Here is a 20200-nt window from a genome sequence, read left to right as displayed (position 1 = left end):
ATTGGGGCTTTTGGCAACGGCGCGGTCTTTGTACTGGCGCCGCGGCCCTGGGGAACCGAGTTCCCCAGGGCCGCTTCTTCAGTCAGTGCTGACCGGCGGTTCAGTGCTTACCAGCGGTTGCGACGCTCGCGGTCGCCGCGGAAGCCGCCGCCTTCACGGCTGCCCCGGTCGTCGCCGCGGAAACCGCTGCGGCTGCCGCGGTCGTCGCTGCGGAAGCCGCCGCCACCGCGGTTGTCGCGGTCGCCGTAGCTGCGGCGCTCGCCGCCACCGCTGTAACCGCCGCTGCGGCTGTCGCCGCCGCGGAAGCCACCGCCGCGGTTGTCGCGGTCGCCGTAGCTGCGACGCTCGCCGCCACCGCTGTAGCCCCCGCCTTCGCGGTTGCCGCGGTAGCCGCCGCCGTCGCGGTTGCCCTGGTAACCACCGCCGGAACCGCCCTCGCGGTTGCCGCGGTAGCCGCCGCCGTCGCGGTTGCCCTGGTAGCCGCCACCGGAACCGCCTTCACGGTTGCCGCGGTAGCCGCCGCCCGAGCCGCCCTCGCGGTTGCCGCGGTAGCCGCCACGGTCGCCGCCCTGGCCGCGGTAGCCGCCGCCACGGCGCTCGCCGCCGCTGCGGTCGTCACGCTCGCGGCGCGGGCCGCGGTCATCGCGGTCGCGGCGCTTCGGCGGGTCGAGGATCTCGCGCTCGGCCTGCTCACGCAGACGGGCCGCCTGGGCGCGCAGGCCCTCGGCGTCCTCCTTCAGGCGCTGGATCTGCTGCTCGAGGCGCGCGGCCTCGGCGTCGTTCTGCGAGGCCTGGTGGTCCGCCGCCACCGCCCGGAGGTCGGTGAAGTTGCGGGCGCCCATGAGCGCGGTCAGCTCGGGGTCGAAGTTGTCGTTCACGTAGTGGCGCTGGGCCTCCACGCCCGCACGCTCGATCAGGCTGAACATGCTGCGGTTCTGGTGCGGCAGCACCAGGGTCGCGACGTGTCCGGACTGGCCGGCGCGGGCGGTGCGCCCGGCGCGGTGCAGGTAGTCCTTGTGGGTCTTCGGCGGGTCGACGTGGAGGACCATGTCGACGCCGTCCACGTGGATGCCGCGGGCCGCGACGTCGGTGCAGACGAGGGCGTCGAGGCGCCCGTTCTTGAAGCGGTCGAGGACCTTGGAGCGGTCGACCTGCGACATGCCGCCGTGCAGGCCCTCGGCCTTGACGCCCTGCTCGCGCAGTTCCTCGGCGATCCGGTCGACGGCGAGCTGCGTGCGGACGAACACCATCGTCAGACCCGGGCGGGCGGCGACGGCGGCCGTCATCGTGGCCTTGTCGCGCGGGCCGATGAGCAGCAGGTGGTGGGTCATGGTGGTGACCGAGCCGGCCGACGGGTCGACCGAGTGGGTGACCGGGTCCTGCAGGTACTTGCGCACCAGGACGTCGATCTCCTTCTCCAGCGTGGCGGAGAAGAGCATGCGCTGGCCGCCGACGGGGAGCATGTCGAACAGCTCCTCGACCTCGGGCAGGAAGCCCATGTCGGCCATCTGGTCGGCCTCGTCGAGGATCGCCAGCTCGATGTCCTCGAGCGAGCACTCGCCGCGGCGGATCAGGTCGCGCAGGCGGCCCGGGGTGGCGACGAGCATGTCGACCCCGGCGCGGAGCGCGTCGATCTGGCGGTTGAACGCGGTGCCGCCGCAGACGACCTTCATGTCGATGCCGACGGCGTCGCCGAAGGTCTGCAGCGACTCGGCGACCTGGATCGCCAGCTCGCGGGTCGGGGTCAGGATGATCGCACGGGGGCGCTTGGCGCGGGTGCGGCCGCCGGCGGCGAGGCGCGCCAGGGTCGGCAGGCCGAAGGCCAGGGTCTTGCCCGAGCCGGTCTGGCCGCGGCCGAGGATGTCGCGCCCGGCGAGGGCGTCCGGAATCGTCGCGGCCTGGATCGGGAAGGGCGTCACGATGCCCTGCTCGGCCAGCGCGGCGGTGATCTTCTCGGGCAGGCCGAGTTCGTCGAAGGACGGGCCGGTGTAGACCGGGACCTCGTCGGTCTCGACGGTGAACTCCTCAGCGGGAGTCGCTTCCGCCGCAACGGTTTCGGTGGCCTCGGCCGGAGCGGCCTCGGCAGCGGTCTCAACCGTGGCGGGGGCCTCGGTCACGGCCGCTTCCGCGCCGGAGGTCTCCGGGGCGGTTTCGGGGGTTTCAAGAGTTTCGAGAGCTGTGTCGGATTCACTGATGGCAGCATTCGGCACAGTTTTGTCAAGGGTCATGGTTCGCCTTCCGCGAGAACGACTTCGTAGTGACGCACGTTCCGCGGAGATTTGGTTCACCATGAGCCGACGGTGATAGGGCGGGACGCGCCTGATCGGGCCACAAAGAGGGCCAGCTAATGACAATAGCCGACCGTGGCGGGGGCTCGCCACCTCCACGGTCGGCTTGTGCCTAGAGACACCATTTCGAGGCCGCGTCCTCGGGAGACGCGGCACCGCCGGGTCAGGCCTCGAACTTGCGCAGGAATTCGCCGTTGGCGTCGACGATCTCGTATCCGAGGGTGACGTTGATGTCGATCATCGGGGCGTTGACGTCGGCGTTGTCCGTCCAGATGGCACGGAGGTGCGGGAAGTTCTCGCGCAGGAGCCGCAGGTTCTCGAGCTTGAGGAGGAGGCCGAGGCGGTGGCCGCGGTGGTCCTTGTCGACGATCGTGATGCCCTGGTAGGCGTCCGGGAACTCGCCGTCGTCGTGAAGGAACACGCACGTGTTGGCGACGACCTCGCCGGAGCCGCGGTACCGGGCGACGGTCTGGACGACCTTGAGGCCCATGGCCTCGGTGCGGTCCTGCTTGGCGCGCTTGAGTTCCGCGTCGATGGTCTCGGGTTCGAGCTCGAGGTCGCCGAGGGGGACCTCCGCGAGGATCGTGGAGTCGATGCGGGCCATCGTCTCGACGAGTTCTTCGGGGGTGCGCCCGATCCAGGAGATGATCTCGTAGTCGTCGCCGGCGGCGGCGCGGGCCTTGTCGAGCAGGGCCTGCTCGGTGTCGGCGGCGAGGGCGTCCACGGCGCAACTGCGGTTGATCGTGGTGAGCGCGAGCTTGAAGCCGTGCTTCTCGAGGAACGACCGGCCGGCCTTGGCCCGTTCGACACCGTTCTCCCAGGCCATATGGGTGTCGAGGGTGAGTTCGGTGCGGCCGTGCTCGCGCGCGTACGCGATGAAGTGCTCCAGGAGCGCCGAGCCGATGCCCTTGCGGCGGTGCTCGGGGTGGACGCTGCCCCAGGCCCAGCCGAAGTGCAGGTTGGAGCGGTTGGGGAGGCCGATGCCCATGGTGGCGACGACTCGGCCGTCCTCGACGGCGACGAAATGCGCCTCGTCCTGGTCGGGCGGCGGGTAGCTCAGGCCGGCGACGAAGCTGCCGCGGTGCGGGGCGGGGTTCTCGGGATGGTCGGCCTTGTGGGAGGCGACCATGACGTCGTATGCGCCGGAGACGAGGTCGCCGTCAGCGGGATCGAGTTCGATGATTTCCATAACGCCAGTGTGGTGAGTGGGGACGACACCGGGCAATCGAATTTCGATTTCGGACATTGCCCGGCTGATCAGGCGTCGATGCGGCGCGAGTATGTCCGATTCGCCGGAACCGTTGGGGTGCTGGGGGATCCGGGCCGGGCTCGCGCCCGGCCCGGAATCGCTAGAGCGCGATGAGGCGCTTGTAGGAGACGCGGGCGTCGACGGGGCGGAAGCCGAGCCGGTCGTTGATGGCGACCATGTTGGCGTTCGTGTCGGCGTTGCCGGTCCAGATGGCGGTGACGTGGTCGTGGTGCTCGCGCACCTGCCGGAGGTTCGCGAGCTTGGCGAGCAGGCCGAGGCGGTGGCCGCGGTGGGCCGGGTCGACGATGGTGATGGCCTGGTCGGCGTGGCTCTGGCCCGCGTGGGCGTAGATGAGCGTGTTGGCGGCGACCTCGCCGGTGGCGCGGTGGACGGCGATGGTGCGGATGAGGAGGTGGTCCTGGGCTTCGGCTTGGGCCTCGCGGGCGCGCACGAAGTCGGCGTCGATCGTGCGGGGGCGCAGGTCGAGGTCCCCGAGGGGGATCTCGGCGAAGATCCGGGAGTCGATGCGGCCGAGCCCTTCGACGTACTGCTCGGGGCAGCGGCCGATCCACGAGACGAGTTCGTAGTCGGCGGCGAACCCGATGGACTCGTCCCAGAGGCGTTGTTCCGCTTCGGCGTCGAGGTCGTCGAGCCGGAGGCAGCGGGCGACCTCGGTGAGCGCGGGTGTGAAGCCGTGCCGCTCAAGGAATCTCGCTCCGGTGTCGGGCCGGTCGGGGCCGCCCGCGAACGTGGTGCGGGCCATGACGACGAGTTCGCTGCGCTTCTCCTCCTTCGCGAGTTGCAGGAGGTGGTCGAGGAGGGCGGTGCCCGCGCCGCGGCGGCGGTGGTCCGGGTGGACGGCCAGCTCGGCCTCGGCGTAATGCGTGTTCTCCTTGTGCGGCAGGTAGATCCAGGTCTGCCCGAGTACGGTGCCGTCCTCGACCGCGACGTGGCAGCGCTCCTCGGAGTTCGGCTTCGGGTGCTGGAGGGCCCCGGCGTAATGCGCTTCGGGGGTGGGCGCGATCTCCGGGGTCTCGGTGGCGCGCACCGCCTCGAAGAGGCCGTGGACCTGCCGCAGGGTCACTTCGTCGGCGGGGTCGACGCGGCGGATCTCGAAGGTCACGCGGCGACCTTGAGCTGGTATTCGACGCTGGCGTCGACCGTGGTGTAGTTGAGGAGTTCGTTGATGGCGATCATCGGGGCGTTGACGTCGGCGTTGTCCGTCCAGATGTACTCGACGTGCGGGAACCGGTCGCGGATCTGGCGGAGGTTCGCGAGCTTGAGGAGCAGGCCGAGGCGGTGGCCGCGGTGGGCCGGGTCGACGATGGTGATGCCCTGGTGGGCGTCGCGGTAGTCGCCTTCGTCCACACTGACCTCGGTCCAGGCGACGATCTCGCCGTTCGGGTCGAGGGCGACGGAGTTGACGATGACGCGGCCTTCGGCGGCGTAGACGGCCTCGCGGGCGCGCAGCTTCTCGGGGGTCATGTGCTCGACCTCCATCTCGATCTCCCCCAAGGGGATCTCGTTGATGATCATGGTCTCCATGCGGCACATGGTGTTCAGGAGGTCGTCGGGGACGGGCCCGACCCATTGGCGCACCTCGTAGGCGTCGCCGGCGGCGGCCAGCGCCTTCTCGTAGGCCTCGGTCTCGCGTTCGGCGCCGAGCGGGTCGACGGGGCTGCGGCGGTTGACCGTGGTGAGGGCCTTGGCGAAGCCGCGGGCCTCGAGGAAGCGCGCGAACGCCTCGTCGCGGGCCGGGCCGCCTTCCCAGTACGCGGAGGCGCCGGTGAGGACGGTGGTGCGGCCGTTCGCGGCGCTGGCGCGTTCGACCTGGTCGAGGAGGGCGGTGCCGACGCCGCGGCCGCGGTGGTCGGGGTGGACCGCGCCGAAGCGGAGCATCGCGAGCTCGCGGTTCTCGTCGGTGAAGAAGGTGAGGCGGGCGTGGCCGAGCAGCTCGCCGTTCTCGACGCAGCCGTACCAGTGGTTCTCGCGGCCGGGGAAGGCGTGGGTGAAGAGGGTCTTGAAGAAGCGCTCGGCGGGGACGGGGTTCTCGGGGGTGTCCGCGCGGTGGGCGGCGGTGAGGAGGGCGAAGGCCTGGTCGACGAGGGCGGGGTCGGCGGCGTCGAACTCGATGATTTCCATCGGGACAGTGTGCCGTGCCGCGAGGGGTGGTCACAAACGGGTTTCGGTGGTCGCGGGGCGCCGGGTAGACGGAAGCCGCTGTCCTCCACTTGGAAGGGCAGCGGCTTCGGCTAGTCGGCTTAGAGTGCGCGCAGGTTGGCGGCCTGCGGGCCCTTCTGTCCCTGCTCGATGTCGAACTCGACCCGCTGGTTCTCCTCGAGCGACCGGTAGCCGCTGCCGGTGATGGCGGAGAAGTGGACGAAGATGTCGGGACCCTCGCCATCAGGCTGGATGAAGCCGAAGCCCTTTTCGGAGTTGAACCACTTAACAGTGCCTTGCGCCATTACTACGTTTCCTTGCGATGTTGATTTCCAGGCCCGCCGTTCAGCCGTGCCGGGAACCCGGCGCGGCCTGCGGCGGCGAGGCCTGTCTGTGCTGCCATTGCTGGCCTTTCACCACTTCGGCGAAGAATACTCCGAACCGGCTTCTGCACCCTACAGTACTCCGGCTCCCTCGAATTGGGTCTTGTAAAGCTCGGCGTACAGGCCGCCGCGGTCGACGAGCTGATCGTGGGTTCCGGACTCGGCGACCTTGCCTTCCTCGATGACGACGATCCTGTCCGCCCGCCGCACGGTGGAGAGGCGGTGGGCGATGACGAGGGAGGTGCGGCCTTCGAGGGCGGAGTCGAGGGCGCGCTGGACGGCGGCCTCGGATTCGGAGTCGAGGTGGGCGGTGGCCTCGTCGAGGATGACGATCGGCGGGGCCTTGAGGAGGACGCGGGCGATCGCGAGGCGCTGCTTCTCGCCGCCGGAGAAGCGGTAGCCGCGTTCGCCGACGACGGTGCCGAGCCCGGACTCGAGGCGGCGGACGGTGTCGCCGATCTGGGCGCGGTCGAGCGCCTCCCAGATCTCGTCGTCGCTCGCGTTGGGGCGGGCGTATCGGAGGTTCTCCCGGACGGTGTCGTGGAAGAGGTGCGCGTCCTGGGTGACCATGCCGATGTGGGCGGCGAGCGAGGTGGCCTTGAGGTCGCGCACGTCGACGCCGCCGACCTCGACGGCGCCTTCGGTGACGTCGTAGAGGCGCGGCACGAGGGTCGCGGTGGTGGTCTTGCCGCCGCCGGAGTGGCCGACGAGGGCCACGAGTTCCCCTGGGGCGACCTCGAAGGAGACGCCGTCGAGGATCTGGCGGCCGTTGTCGGAGCGGTCGGGGCGGGCGAGGTCCTCGAGGCTCGCGAGGGAGACCTCGTCGGCGGTGGGGTAGCGGAAGCGCACGTCGCGGAAGGCGATCGAGGCGGCGCCCACGGGGAGGTCGCGGGCGTCGTCCTTCTCGCGGATGAGGGGCTGGAGGTCGAGCACCTCGAAGACGCGCTGGAAGCTCACGAGGGCGCTCATGACGTCGACGCGGACGTTCGACAGGGCCGTGAGCGGGCCGTACAGGCGGGTGAGCAGGAGCGCGAGGGTGACGACGGTGCCGGCGCTGAGCTGCCCGGCGAAGACGAGCGCGCCGCCGAGGCCGTACGCGAGGGCCTGCGAGAGGCCGGCGACGAGGGTGAGGGCGACGATGAACGTGCGGGCGTACATCGCGGTGGTGATGCCGATGCCGCGCACCCGGTCGGCCTTGTCCGCGAAGTCCGTCGACTCGGTCTCGGGGCGGCCAAAGAGCTTGACGAGCATCGCGCCGCCGACGTTGAACCGCTCGGCCATCTGCGTGTTCATGGCCGCGTTCAGGTCGAAGCTCTCCTTGGTGAGCGCCGCGAGCTTGCGGCCGACCCACTTGGCGGGCACCAGGAACACCGGGACGAGCACGAGCGAGAGCAGCGTGATCTGCCAGGACTGGAAGAACATGACGCCGATGATGAGCGCGACGGCGATGCCGTTCGAGACGAGCCCGGAGAGGGTGCTCGTGAAGGCGCGCTGCGCGCCCATCACGTCGTTGTTGAGGCGCGAGACGAGCGCGCCGGTCTGGGAGCGGGTGAAGAACGCCACGGGCATCGACTGGACGTGGTCGAACACGACCCGCCGCAGGTCGAAGATGATGCCCTCGCCGAGTTTCGCGCCGTACCAGCGCATGGCGAGGTTGAGGAGGCCTTCGACCGCGGCGAGGCCGGCGATGATCGCGGCGATGGTGACGACCCCGCGCTGGGTGCCGTTCGCGCCGGTGAGCTCGTTGACGATGTCACCGGCGAGCACCGGGGTGGCGACGCCGATAGCGGCGATGAGCGTGACGAGCGCGATGAAGAACACGATGTCGCGCCGGTACGGCCGCGCGAAGCGGAGGATGCGGCGCTTCACGCCGGCGGAGAGCTTGACGCCTTTGAGGTCGTCGGCGCGCCGCAGGGAGCGCATGGCTTCCCATCCGGCCGGTCCCATCGATGACACTGGGCCTCCTGTGTTCAGGTGTGCCCAAGCGTGTTCGTCGGCTGCGCTCGCGGCCGCCTTGCGGGCGCGGAGCGGGTGGGCTTGGGCTTCGAGCTGCTCTAGTCGACACCGTCAACGCCCGGCCCGGCCCGGTTATTTCCGCGGGCCCTTGCGGGCGCCTCCCCGGGTGCGCAGCTCCGTGCCGGACTCGGCGAGGAGCCGGTGCACGAACCCGTACGAGCGCCCTATGGTTGAGGCGATGTCCCGGATGCTCCTGCCTTTCTCGTACTCGGCGCTCACGAACTCGGTGAGCTCGCGCCGCTCTGGGCCCCGGACCTGCCGGTTGGGGTCGGTCCTGGTGGATTCGGCCGGGGGGAGGCCGGGAACACCACTGCTGCGGGGTGGAACCTCTGGTGCCATGTGTCCTTTCCTATGCACGGAGGGTAATGAAGGTGCGTTGTGAAGTTTGCCGGAGTTTTCTCGCCCGGCGGTCGCTTGTGTCGGATACCCGATAGTTTCGTAACGTGACCGCACCGCAGACCTCACTCACCGACCAGGTCGACGCCCTCGCCCCGGCCCGGCACCGCCATGGCCGCGTGCGCGACGTCGCCATCTGGATCACGCTGCTGGTGGCGACCCTGACCCTCGCGTCGGTCGCGGTCGAGACCTCGTCCGAAGTGGTCGGCCCCTCGACACTCCCCTGGTGGCCGGCGCAGAACCTCCAGTTCCATGTGACCGCGGGCATGGTCGTCGCGCCGCTCACGGCCGCCGCGGTGCTGGCGGTCGCGTCGCGGCCCGCCGCTGCGCGGATGCCGTGGAACACGCTGCTGGTGCTCTCCTACCTCGCGTCGATCACCTGGTCCGGCGCACTGCACACCAATGTGGACCCCACGACGATGACGACCGCGACCGCCGGTGCGCGCCAGGCGATCGCGCTCCTCGTGTCGTACACCGGATCGCAGGCGGGCCTGGCGATCACGGTGATCGCGATCTCGTGCCTCGCGGTGCCGCTGACGATCGTCGCGGTCAAGTCCGTGGCCGGACCCGTCGCGGCGCGGTCGCTCGCGCCGGTGCTCATCCTCGGGCCGTGGGCGGCCTGGATGACGCTGGGCATCGACGGGATCTCGGCGGCGGCCTGCGCGGCCGTGCTCGCTTGCGGCGCAGTGGTCTCCGAACGGCATGTGCGCGGCTCGGACGCGTTCTGGGGCGCCGCCGCCGCGGGCGGCCTCCTCGGGATCGCGGCGCTGCTCTCCTACGGGGCGGCGTGGTTCGCCGTCTCGCTGCTTGCCATCTTCTTCGCCCGGCGCCGCTCGTCGCAGATCCTCGTCGCGGCCGCCGCGGCGCTGGCGGTCCTGGGGTTGGCAGCGGCCCTGGGGAACTCGTGGCCGTACGGGCTCGTCGACACCTACAACGCGGCGATCGGAGAGATCGCGGCGCACCCGGGGCAGCTGTGGTGGCTCGCGCTCATGCCCGCGCTCGTGTGCGTGGCGTGCGGCCCGGCGATCATCGAGAGCCTGCGCCGCTTCGGGTCGAGCTCGGCGTGGCCGCTCATGATCGGCCCGGTGCTGGCGCTCATGATCGCGCCGCTGAGCGGATCGAATCCTGAGCAGCCCGAGTACGGGTGGATCGCCTTGTGCCCGTGGCTGATCGTGGCCGCCACCGCGCCCCGGACCGGCGCGGGCGCCGCCGGGAAGCCCGGCGAGCAGCGCGCCCGGTCGGTGCGGGTGCCGCTGGTGACCGCCGGAGCGGGTGCTTGCGCGGCGATCGTGCTCATGTACTCCGGATGAGCGCGGCTTCGGGTTGCATCATCTGCCGTCCACAGCCCCCACCCACCACTTGAGGGGAAGCGACTGTAGGCCCAGCGTCCCGGCCGGGTACGACGAAACGGGGGCCTCGCGGCCCCGTGTCACCCGAAAGTGCGGCCGTGCAGCCGCCGCCGGTCGCCAGCGCGGCGCGGCTACGCCAGCTCGACCAGTTCCATCAGGTCGTCCGACCACAGGTCCTCGTCGCCGTCGGGCAGGAGGATCGCGCGCTCGGGGCGCAGCGCCTCGACCGCGCCCGGGTCGTGCGTCACCATCACGATCGCGCCGGTGAAGCCGTCGACCGCGTCGAGCACCTGCTGGCGGCTCGCCGGGTCGAGGTTGTTCGTGGGCTCGTCGAGCAGCAGCACGTTCGCGCCCGAGCACACCAGGCTCGCCAGCGCCAGCCGCGTCTTCTCGCCGCCGGAGAGCACGTGCACGGGCTTGTGCACGTCGTCCCCGGGGAACAGGAACGCGCCCAGGATCTTCCGCAGGTCCGCGTCCGGGAGGTCCGCGCCGGAGTCGGAGGCGGCCGACTGCATCTGCTCGAGCACCGTGCCGGTGTGGTCGAGCGTGTCGTGCTCCTGCGCGAAGTAGCCGATGCGCAGGCCGTAGCCGGGCTCGACCTGGCCGGTGTCGGGCTCGAGGGTCCCGGCGAGCATCCGCAGCAGCGTGGTCTTGCCCGCGCCGTTGAGGCCGAGGATGACCACGCGGGAGCCGCGGTCGATGGCGAGGTCGACGCCGGTGAAGATCTCGAGCGAGCCGTACGACTTCGAGAGGCCCGAGGCGGTGAGCGGGACCTTGCCGCACGGGGCCGGCTGCGGCAGGCGCACGTCGGCGACCTTCTCCTGCAGCAGGTCCTCTTCGAGGTTGTCGAGCATCTCCTCGGCGCGGCGGATCATGCCCTTGGCGGCCTTGGCCTTGGTGGCCTTGGCGCCGAGCTTCGCGGCCTGCTTGGTGAGGGTCGCGGCCTTCTTCTCTGCGTTGGCGCGCTCGCGGCGGCGGCGCTCGGCGTCCTCGGCGCGCTGGCGCTGGTAGGCCTTCCAGCCGAGGTTGTAGGCGTCGATGACGGAGCGGGTGGGGTCGAGGAACCACACCGTGTTGACGACCTCGTCGAGCAGTTCCACGTCGTGGGTGATGAGGACGAGGCCGCCCTTGTGCCCGGCGAGGAAGCCGCGGAGCCAGTTGATGGAGTCGGCGTCGAGGTGGTTGGTGGGCTCGTCGAGCAGGAGGATGCCGTCGCCGTCGTCGGAGAAGAGGATGCGGGCGAGCTCGACGCGGCGGCGCTGGCCGCCGGAGAGGGTCTCGAGCGGCTGGGCGAGGATGCGGTCCTCGAGGCCGAGCTTGGAGCAGATGCGGGCGGCCTCGGACTCGGCCTGGTAGCCGCCGCGGGCGGAGAACTGCTCTTCGAGGCGGGAGTAGCGGTTGACGAGCTTGTCGCGCTTGGCGTCGTCGGCGACCTCGGCGAGGGCGGCCTCGGTCTTGGCGAGGTCGGCGATGAGCTGGTCGAGGCCGCGGGCGGAGAGCACGCGGTTGGAGGCGGTCTGCGAGAGGTCGGCGAAGCGCGGGTCCTGCGGGAGGTACCCGAAGGGGCCGTTGTTCTCGATCTTGCCCGCGTAGGGCTGGGTGAGCCCGGCGAGCACGTTCATGGTGGTGGTCTTGCCGGCGCCGTTGCGTCCGACGAGGCCGATCCTGTCGCCGGGCTGGATCCGCAGATCGGCCCCGGACAGGAGGATGCGCGACCCGGCGCGCAGCTCGAGACCGGTGGCAGTGATCATGTGGGGACTCCTTCAGGCGATGGCGGCCGAATGGACGGCGACCGGGCGATGGCGGGCAAGACCGTATGAGCGTCTTGCCGCAGACTTTCCAAGTTTAGGCGGCGTCGTACGTCACGGTCATGTCGATATAACCGGTGCCACCATGAGGAGCCGCACGTTCACACTCCGTGGTCGAGCTCCTCCGTTCGGTGGAGGCGCGGCCGCCCCGGGGTGCCGACCTCTGCCGCAAGAGGACCAGTTTCAGCGTTGTATCACCTGGTCGTGGGCTTGTTGTCCAATTCGGGTCTGTTACGTTTCCCCGCGCTATGGGCAAACATGACGACACCAGCGAATCCGCTGGCAGAGAAATGACCAGCCGCCGGCTCAAGGCCGTGATCCGGAGCCGCCGCATCCGTCGCGAACGTCACAGTTGGCGCTTCGTGAACGGCGGGCTCGCCGCCGCGATCATCGTGGGCTCCGGACTCGCCGCCCTCTCCGGGCACAACGCCGCGGCGCAGGCCGCCGAGGCGCAGGACCAGCAGAACGACACGGTCGTCCAGTCCGAGTGGCAGGTCGACACCGTCCTGGCCGGGATGGAGACCGAGTGGGCCGCCGAGAAGGCCGCGCGCGACCAGGCCGAGGCGGCCGCCGCCGCCGAGGCGAAGCGCGTCGCCGACGAGCAGGCCGCGAAGGAGGCCGCTGAGGAGGCCGCCAAGCAGGCCGCCGCCGAGGAGGCCGCCAAGCAGGCGGCTGAGGAGGCGGAGCGCGCCGCGGCCGAGGCCGCCGAGGCGGCGAACCCGTGGATGGCTCCCACGGACGCCCCGATCACCTCGTTCTTCGGGATGCGCGACGGCCGCCTGCACGGCGGCACCGACTTCGGCAGCTTCGAGGGCGACCCGATCTCGGTCGTCGGCGACGGCACCGTGACCTATGTCGGCTACGAGGAGGGCGGCTACGGGAACGTGGTCTACGTCGACCACGGCGACGGCGTGCAGACGCGCTACGCGCACGCCTCCGAAGTGCTCGTCGAGGTGGGTGACGAGGTGTCGAAGGGCGACACGATCATCCTCACCGGCTCCACCGGCAACGTGACCGGTCCGCACCTGCACTTCGAGGTGCTGATCGACGACGAGAAGGTCGACTCCCTCGCCTGGCTCCAAGACCAGGGCGTGGACGTCGGCTAGCGCGAACAGACCTTTCTCTCTCCTTATAAGAGAATAGAAAGCGGCGGCCCCAGGGTTTCATCTCCCTTGGGGCCGCCGTTCTGCGTATGCGTCAGCGCAGCGTCAGCTGCGGTTCGATGAGCGTCGAGTCCGGGACGTCGATGCCGTCGAGCTTGCGCATCAGGTGGCGCACGGCGGTCTCGGCGAGGGTCTCAGCCGGGACGAGCACCGACGGGAGCTGCGGGTGGGTGCGCTCGGCGACCTCGTCGGGGCCGATGACGACCACGTGGAAGTCCTCCCCCACGCGCCGGCCCGCGTCCGCAAGCGCGTGCATGACGTGCCCGACGGCCGGCTCGTTGTGGACGGCGAGGCCGGTGAGCTCCGGTTTGGAGGTCAGGAGCTCCTTCACGGTGCGCTGCACGGAGGCCGCGTCGTCCGGGCACGGCCAGACCTCGGCGCGCGCGGCGTTGCGGCTCAGGAAGCCCTCGCGCACGCGCTCGGCGAAGCCGGTGCGGCGCGCGTAGACCGCCTCGGAGGCGCCGAGCAGGGCGATGTCGCCGCACCCGCGCTCCACGAGGTACTGCGCGCACACCCGCCCGGCCGCCTCGAAGTCGAGGTCGACGCAGGTGAGGCCTTCGGCGTCCGCCGGGAAGCCGATGAGGACGCTCGGGAGTCCCAAGCGGCGCAAGGCCTCCACGCGCGGGTCGCGGACCTCCACGTCCATGAGGATGAGTCCGTCCACTATGGCCGAGGCGGCGACCCGGGCGAGACCGGCCGGGCCTTCGTCCGCGGTCATGAGCAGCACGTCCTGGTCGTGGCGGCGGGCCTCGGTGACCGCGCCCGAGGCGAACTGCATGAGCACCGGCAGGTGCATGCCGTCGCGCAGCGGGAGCATCATCGCGACGACCCCCGCCCGCCGGGAGGCGAGCGCGCGCGCCCCGGCGTGCGGGTGGTAGCCGAGGTCGGCCACGGCCGCCATGACGCGGTCGGCCGTCTCCGGGGAGATCGACCGCTTCCCGCTCAGCACATACGAGACGGTGCTGGCGGCGACGCCGGCGCGGGCCGCTACATCGGCGATCGTGACGCCTCGACCGGCCACTACGACTCCTTGGCGAAGGTCAGGGAGGCCAGGCGCACGGGCCCGGACTCGAAGGCCACGTACAGGTCCTTGACGCCTTCGATGCGGCTGACCTCGACCGTGACGTCCGTGTAGTCGTACACGCCGTCGGTGGCCGGGGTGTCGATCTTGGCGAGCACGTCGCCGTCGAGCGGGTCGTCCACGCGCAGTTGCAGTTGCGCGGCCTGGCCGGCCACGCGGGCGGTGACGGTGGCGTACCCGTCCGCGAAGTCGCAGTCGCCCAGCATGATCCAGCCGCCCGCCTCCTCGGCGGCGATCACGTCGCCGCTGGTGCGGTTCTCGTCGCGCCACAGGACGCCCTCGTAGAGGTCGTTCGCGGTGGCGGCCAAGGGCTTGGAGAGGTCGCGGGGACCGACCGTGGTGCCGTCGACGCGCACCGAGGCGGAGAGGACGATGTCAGTGGCGGAGCGGCCGACCATGAGGCGCTGGCGGGACTTCTCGATGATCATCCGGCCGGTCACGTTGTCCCAGTGGGCGAGTTCGTCCACGGGCACGGTGAAGGTCACGGTGCGGGTCTCGCCGGCGGCGAGGCGGACCTTCGCGAAGCGGCGGAGCTGGCGCAGCGGCTGCTTCACGCGCGAACCGCACTGGTGGGTGTAGAGCTGCACGACCTCGACGCCCTCGCGGTCACTGGCGTTGGTGACGTCGACGGTGACGGTGAACTCGTCGCCCGGCCCGGCGTGCTCCTTGTCGGCCTGCAGGTTCGCGTACTTGAACTCCGCATAGGACAGGCCGTGGCCGAACGGGTAGAGCGGCTGGCCGAGGTAGTAGAGGTAGGTCGCGTCGGAGGCCACGATGTCGTAGTCGAGCATCGCGGGGAGCTCGGCGGCGTCCGTGTACCAGGTCTGCGGGAGGCGGCCCTCGGGGTCGCGGTCGCCGTAGAGGACGTCCGCGAGCGCGTTGCCCCATTCCTGGCCGCCGTGGCCCGACCACACCACGGCCGGGAGGTGCTTGGCGGCCCAGTTCGCGGCGAAGGGGTAGGAGGAGGACATGACGAGGATCGTATTCGGGTTGGCCGCGTGGAGATCTCGCAGGAGCCATTCCTGCGCGGCGGGGAGGCGCAGATCGGTGCGGTCCTCGGTCTCGCGGCCGTTGACGAGCGGGTGGTCGCCGAGGACGGCGATCACGACGTCGGCGTCGCGGGCGAGCTCGGCGGCCCGCTCGGCGCCCTTGGCGACGAACTCGAAGTCGAACTCGGCGGCTTCGGTCCGGTCGTCGCTCATGACGAGGCGGCCGTCCGCGATGGCGAACCAACGGGCGGATTCGGCCCCTTCGAGGACGTGGATCTGCTGGATCGCGACCTTGCCGCCTTCGATCTCCACGATCCGGAAAGTCTCGTGCACGTCGAACTCGTGCGGGCCGACCGAGTCGGCGCCCACGGTGCCGTCGAGGCGGCCGTCCACGTACTTCCCGGTGACGACGTTGCGGGCGGTGTAGGACCAGCCGCCCCAGTCGAACAGGTCGAACTGGGCGGCCGCGCCGGTGGCGTCGGTGATCTCGAGGGCCTTGCCGTCCTCGACCGCGGTCACGTAGCCGGTCTTGTGGCGCAGGCGGATCCGGTCGACGGCCTCGCTGTAGACGACCTCGGCGCGCTCGCCGAGGGCCTGGCGGGCGGTGACGGCGTACGGGAGGGTGCCGGAGTACCAGTCCTGCATCTGCGTGTCCGCGAGCGGGCCGATGACGGCGATCTTCTTGGGGGCGTTCTTGCCGGAAGCGCTGAGCGGCAGGATGCCGTCGTTCTTGAGGAGCGTGATCGACTGCGTCGCGGCCTCGCGGGCGAGCGCCTGGTGCTCGGGCGAGTTGACGACCTCGTCGCCGATGTGCGCGTACGGGTCTTCGGGGTCGAACTCGCCGAGACCGAAGCGCACGTGGAGGTTGCGGCGCACAGCGGTGTCGATGTCGTCCTCGTCGAGGAGGCCGCGCTCGAGGGCGGTCTCGACGTGGACCAGCACGTCGCGGGAGTTCTCGTCGTCCTGGGTGAAGGAGTCGAGGCCGGCCTTCACAGCGGCCGCGTAGGCGGTCGGGAGGTCCTCGAAGTAGCCCTGGAGGATCGCGAGGTTGTTGGGCGCGTAGGCGTCCGAGACGATGTAGACCTCGTCGTCGGTCCAGGTGCGCAGCTCGTCGTTGACCAGGGGCGTCACGTGCGCGGGGCGGCCGTTGACGAGGTTGTACGAGAGCATGACCGCGACCGCGTCGCCGCTCGCCAGTGCCGGGCGGTGGGCGGCGAACTCGTATTCGCGGAGGACGCGCGGCGGCATGTTGGAAGAGGTGATGCAGCGGTCGGCCTCATTGCCGTACGCCAGGAAGTGCTTGACAGTGGGCGCGGTCTTCCACACGGAGCCGTTGTCGCCCTTAAGGCCCCGCGCGTAGGCGGCGCCCATGAGGCCGGTCATGCCGGCGTCCTCGGAGTAGCCCTCCTCGTTGCGGCCCCAGCGGGGGTCGCGCAGCGGGTTGACGGTGGGGGCCCAGACGTTGCGCCCGACCTTGACCGGGTCGTTGTGGTTGAAGGCCAGCACCTCGTCGGCGACGGCCGCGCCCACCTGCTCCACGAGCTCGGGGTTCCAGGTCGCGCCCAGAGCGACCACCTGCGGGAAGACCGTGGCCTCGCCGAGCCACGCGAGGCCATGCAGGGCCTCGGTGCCGGTCTTGAAGGGGCCCATGCCGAGTCGCTCGACCGGACGGTGGTACTGGTGCAGGAGGCCGATCTTCTCGTCGAGGGTGAGCCGGGAGAGGAGATCGGCGACGCGCTCGGCGCGGGGCACGTTCGGGTCGCGGAAGGCGGGACGCGGTTCGATGTCGCTCATGGGTGGACTTCCTTGCTTGGACGTCGCTGTCGTGTGAGGGTCCGTCGAAGCGCTTCGATGATCAGGGCATTACGTCCGTGATCGGAAACTGGAAATTGTCTTGTCGAAGCGCTTCGATTGAGGATGCAAGATTTCTACACCGTGGCAGTGACGCAAGTCAAGGCAGGTGGAGGGCGACAACGTACGCAATTGACGGGTTTCGACCGTTCCGCAAGCCTTTGACCTGCGGGAACAGACGCGGTAACAATCGTGAAACAGAGGCTGTGAGCTCAGCGGTCATGAGCACTGCACTTATGAACCCAGGGGCGTGGGCATCTTCCCTGCGTCGATGTCGTTCAGGATGCCCGTGGCCGCTCCCAAAGCGGGCGCCTCGTGGCCGAGGGTCGAGACGACGATCTCGGTGCCCCCCGCGCCCGAGGCGTGCGTGCGCGCGGCGAGCTCGCGCTCGGCCGCCGGGCCGATCCAGGGGCTCAGCGCGTGGTAGTGGCCGCCGAGGACGACGGCCTCGGGGTTGAGCAGGTCGACGGCCAGCGCGATGCCCGCACCGAGCGAGCGGCCGATGCGGTCCAGGGCCTCGAGCACGCGGGGCTCCTCGGCGCGGGCGCGGGTGACCACGTCCTCGACCTCGGCCTCGACTTCGGCGCCCGCGATGTCGTCCGATTCGGACAGTGCCTTGAGGACGGCGCTGATGCCGGCCATGTCCTCGACGCGGCCGACGCGGCCGTCCACGTCGATGAGGAGGTTGCCGATCTCGCCGGCGAATCCCGTTGCGCCGCGGCGCAGTTCGCCGTCGACGATGAGGCCGGCGCCGAGTCCGATCTCACCGGTCAGGTAGATCATGTTGGACACTCCGGCCCAGGAGCCGAAGCGCTGCTCGGCGACGGCGCCGAGGTTGGCGTCGTTGTCGGCGGTCACGGCGTACTTGGGGTCGCGCATGGCCTGGCGCAGGCGGCCGGTGAGGTCGAACTCCTCCCAGCCGAGCATGGGGGCGCGCTGGACGACGCCGGCGTTGTCGATCATGCCCGGGACGGCGACGGCGAGGCCGAGGATCTGGCGGCCTTCGGCGTCCATCTTGTCGACGGCGCGCTTGGCGAGGCCCGCGAGGGCGGAGACGGAGCGGCCGGAGGTCGACCCGGCGCCGTCGTGGGCGCGGCGCCACGAGAGGAGGCGGTTGCCGGCGAGGTCGACGGCGACGAGCGTCATGTAGTCCACATTGACCTCGACGCCGAGCGAGGCGTAGTAGCCGGTGTCGACGCTGAGGAGGACCGCGGGGCGGCCGATGTTGCCGATGACCGAACCGGACTCGCGCAGGACGCGGCGCTCGATGAGCTCGGCCACGAGTGAGGAGACGGTGGCCTTGTTGAGCCCGGTCTTCGCAGCGAGATCCGCACGGGAGCAACGCCCTTCGGCGCGGACCTGGCGCAGCACGAAGCCGAGGTTGTTGGCCCGCACGTCGGTGAAGTCGGCGCGCTTGGCCCTTCCCTGCGCCTCCTCGCCGACGGTCCCGGCCGACTTCGACGCTATGCGCATCGCCATGTGTTCCTCCTGTGCGTGTGCCGGACCCCTTCGGCGACGCTTGTGAGTCGCCCGTCTGGAATTGTCGTGGATCGCGACAAGGGGTCGTCGGCCGGTCCCTGACGGTTGCGCAGCGAAGCGATTCACCACAAGGGCCGTTCCCGAATCGTGATCAATCCGCGTCCGTTTCGCCTGACCCCCGGCTTGTGCCAGGTGTCACCCCTGCGCTACTTTAGTTTATCGAATAGCCGAACTAATTATCGGCCAGACCCCCCATAAGACCCTCACAGTGCAGTACGACCGAAAGGACAGCATCGTGGCTACTCCCTCAGACGGGTCGATCTTCCGGCGCCGCTCCCTGTTCAAGGCGGCGGGCCTCGGGATCGCCGGTGCAGCGGGCCTTCCCGTCATCGCCGCGTGCAGCGACATCGAGACCGGTTCCGGCAGCTCCCAGGAGACCTCCGGCTTCGACTTCCTCCCCGAGTACAAGGAATGGCCGCTGCCGGTCGAACCCGACCTCATCGGCGAGCCGCCGAACCACCCCTCAGGTTTCACCACCTACCCCGAGCCCGTCCCCGCCATCGAGAACGTGCCCTCGAACAGCGGGACCTTCGAGATCACCGTCCCGATGTGGGGCGAGGCGCCCTCGCCCAGCGAACCGTACTTCGCGGCCATCACCGAAGCCTGCGGCGGCACCCAGGTCAACCTGCGCCAGGCCGACGGCATGACCTACGCCGAGACCTCCGTGCAGTGGCTCAACGCCAACGAGTTCGGCGACGGCATCATGTTCTTCTCGTGGATGACCGGCTCGAACCCGAACTTCCAGGAGACGGTGGTCAACACCTTCTACGACCTGACCGACATCGTCAAGGGCGACATCTCCGAGCGCTGGCCGCTCCTCGCGGGTCTCCCGACCGCCTCCTGGGGCCAGTCGGTCTGGTCGACCGACCCCAAGGACCCCGACTCCGCCCGCGTCTTCGGCATCCCCGGCTCGTTCTCCGGCGGCCCCGGCAACGCCGTGTTCGCCCGCACCGACCTGCTCGAGGCCGACGGCCTCGCCATGCCGACCACCGTGGAGGAACTGCTCGAGGTCGCCCGCGCCTGGTCCGACGACGCCGGCGGGCGCTGGGCCTTCGGCGGCCTCGACTACCTCACCCCGTCCTGGTTCGGCCTCGCGTCGGCCGACGGATGGGCGTACATCGACGGCAAGCTCGTCCACAACTGCGAGCGCCCCGAGTACACCGAGTGGCTCGAGTTCCGCCGCACCGTCTGGGACGAGAAGCTCGTGCACCCGGACATCCCGTCGGGCACCCTCGACGGCCAGGCCCTGCACAAGGCCGGAACGATCCTGTTCCAGCTCGACGGCATCTCCTGGTGGCAGGGGTTCGTGGACCAGGCCGCCGCCGAGGGCCTCACGGGCAGCATCGCGCCGCTCGGCGCGCTCTCCGCCAAGGGCCGCGAGCCGCTGGTCTACGTCAACCAGAGCGTGGACAGTTGGACGTTCCTCCGCAAGGACCTCTCGAAGGAGCAGGTCGAGGAGTTCCTCGACTTCTGCAACTTCGCGTCGGCCCCGTTCGGCACCACCGAGTACGAGCTGCTCAACTACGGCGTCGAAGGCACGGACTTCAACTACGGCCCCGACGGCGTCCCGGTCTACACCGCGTCCGGCGCCAAGGTCGTCCAGGCCCCCGTCAACCACAAGACGATCTCGGGCCACGTGCAGCAGTTCATCACCGGCACGCCCGACATGGTCCAGGCCCGCTTCGAGTACAACGCCGCTTTGAAGGACTTCGCCGAAGTCAACATCTTCGAAGGCATGCGCGTCGAGGGCCCGGCGGACTTCAAGAGCGCCGCCCAGGTCCTCAACGACCAGCAGAACGACATCGCGTACGGCCGCGCCGAACTGTCGACGATCCCGGACATGGTCCAGACGTTCCTCGACAACGGCGGCGAGGCCGCCCGCGAGCACTACACCGCCGCTTACGACAAGCTGCACGGCTAGACGCCCG

Annotated in this window: 14 protein-coding genes; 3 read left to right on the top strand and 11 right to left on the bottom strand. The window is 70.2% G+C overall.

The window, feature by feature from the left end:
• Positions 1-107: 107 nt before the first annotated feature.
• The 7 genes from O2L01_RS10095 to O2L01_RS10065 all read right to left on the bottom strand — a co-directional run bounded on the left by O2L01_RS10095 (position 108) and on the right by O2L01_RS10065 (position 8435).
• On the bottom strand, positions 108-2117 hold the full coding sequence (locus tag O2L01_RS10095; protein ID WP_270121795.1) for a DEAD/DEAH box helicase: 2010 nt from the start codon (positions 2115-2117) through the stop codon (positions 108-110).
• 334 nt (positions 2118-2451) lie between these two features.
• Entirely contained in the window at positions 2452-3477 is a 1026-nt protein-coding gene (locus O2L01_RS10090) for a GNAT family N-acetyltransferase (protein ID WP_270121794.1), read from the bottom strand.
• A 160-nt stretch (positions 3478-3637) separates the two neighbouring features.
• A complete protein-coding gene (locus tag O2L01_RS10085) occupies positions 3638-4660 on the bottom strand; it encodes a GNAT family N-acetyltransferase (RefSeq protein ID WP_270121793.1) in 1023 nt (340 codons plus the stop codon).
• Positions 4657-5679 carry a GNAT family N-acetyltransferase gene (locus O2L01_RS10080; RefSeq protein WP_270121792.1) on the bottom strand — a complete coding sequence of 341 codons (1023 nt, stop codon included), beginning with the start codon at positions 5677-5679 and terminating at the stop codon, positions 4657-4659. Before O2L01_RS10080 ends, O2L01_RS10085 begins: the two co-directional genes overlap by 4 nt.
• 119 nt (positions 5680-5798) lie before the next feature.
• On the bottom strand, positions 5799-6002 hold the full coding sequence (locus tag O2L01_RS10075; RefSeq protein WP_270121791.1) for a cold-shock protein: 204 nt from the start codon (positions 6000-6002) through the stop codon (positions 5799-5801).
• 150 nt (positions 6003-6152) lie between these two features.
• On the bottom strand, positions 6153-8027 hold the full coding sequence (locus O2L01_RS10070; RefSeq protein ID WP_270121859.1) for an ABC transporter ATP-binding protein: 1875 nt from the start codon (positions 8025-8027) through the stop codon (positions 6153-6155).
• A gap of 141 nt (positions 8028-8168) precedes the next feature.
• Positions 8169-8435: a helix-turn-helix domain-containing protein gene (locus tag O2L01_RS10065; protein ID WP_270121790.1), complete on the bottom strand. Its 267-nt coding sequence runs from the start codon at positions 8433-8435 to the stop codon at positions 8169-8171.
• A gap of 104 nt (positions 8436-8539) precedes the next feature.
• On the opposite strand from O2L01_RS10065, the gene O2L01_RS10060 reads away from it, so the two are divergent.
• Positions 8540-9802 (top strand): hypothetical protein, encoded by a 1263-nt coding sequence (locus O2L01_RS10060; RefSeq protein WP_270121789.1) that lies wholly within the window; start codon positions 8540-8542, stop codon positions 9800-9802.
• 170 nt (positions 9803-9972) lie between these two features.
• Here the strand turns inward: O2L01_RS10060 and O2L01_RS10055 are convergent, their stop codons facing one another.
• On the bottom strand, positions 9973-11592 hold the full coding sequence (locus O2L01_RS10055; RefSeq protein ID WP_270121788.1) for an ABC-F family ATP-binding cassette domain-containing protein: 1620 nt from the start codon (positions 11590-11592) through the stop codon (positions 9973-9975).
• A 347-nt stretch (positions 11593-11939) separates the two neighbouring features.
• Here O2L01_RS10055 and O2L01_RS10050 point away from each other — a divergent pair, with 347 nt between their 5' ends.
• Positions 11940-12755 (top strand): M23 family metallopeptidase, encoded by an 816-nt coding sequence (locus tag O2L01_RS10050; protein WP_270121787.1) that lies wholly within the window; start codon positions 11940-11942, stop codon positions 12753-12755.
• A gap of 91 nt (positions 12756-12846) precedes the next feature.
• Here O2L01_RS10050 and O2L01_RS10045 read toward each other — a convergent pair whose 3' ends face one another.
• From O2L01_RS10045 to O2L01_RS10035, 3 genes are all read right to left on the bottom strand, one after another.
• Positions 12847-13833, bottom strand: coding sequence for a LacI family DNA-binding transcriptional regulator (locus O2L01_RS10045; RefSeq protein ID WP_270121786.1), 987 nt, complete (start codon positions 13831-13833; stop codon positions 12847-12849).
• On the bottom strand, positions 13833-16676 hold the full coding sequence (locus O2L01_RS10040) for a glycoside hydrolase family 3 protein (protein WP_270121785.1): 2844 nt from the start codon (positions 16674-16676) through the stop codon (positions 13833-13835). The genes O2L01_RS10045 and O2L01_RS10040 overlap by 1 nt, the downstream gene beginning before the upstream one ends.
• A gap of 291 nt (positions 16677-16967) precedes the next feature.
• The gene (locus O2L01_RS10035; RefSeq protein ID WP_270121784.1) at positions 16968-18212 is read right to left on the bottom strand and encodes an ROK family transcriptional regulator; all 1245 of its coding nucleotides are present in this window, start codon (positions 18210-18212) and stop codon (positions 16968-16970) included.
• 295 nt (positions 18213-18507) lie between these two features.
• Between O2L01_RS10035 and O2L01_RS10030 the strand changes: the two genes are divergently transcribed.
• Positions 18508-20193, top strand: a complete 1686-nt coding sequence (locus O2L01_RS10030; protein ID WP_270121783.1) for a type 2 periplasmic-binding domain-containing protein — start codon at positions 18508-18510, stop codon at positions 20191-20193.
• Positions 20194-20200: the final 7 nt, after the last annotated feature.

This window comes from Glycomyces lechevalierae (assembly GCF_027622945.1).
Taxonomy (GTDB): domain Bacteria; phylum Actinomycetota; class Actinomycetes; order Mycobacteriales; family Micromonosporaceae; genus Glycomyces; species Glycomyces rutgersensis.
Note: the sequence above shows the minus strand (reverse complement) of the source record. Positions and strands in the feature narration are given on the sequence as shown.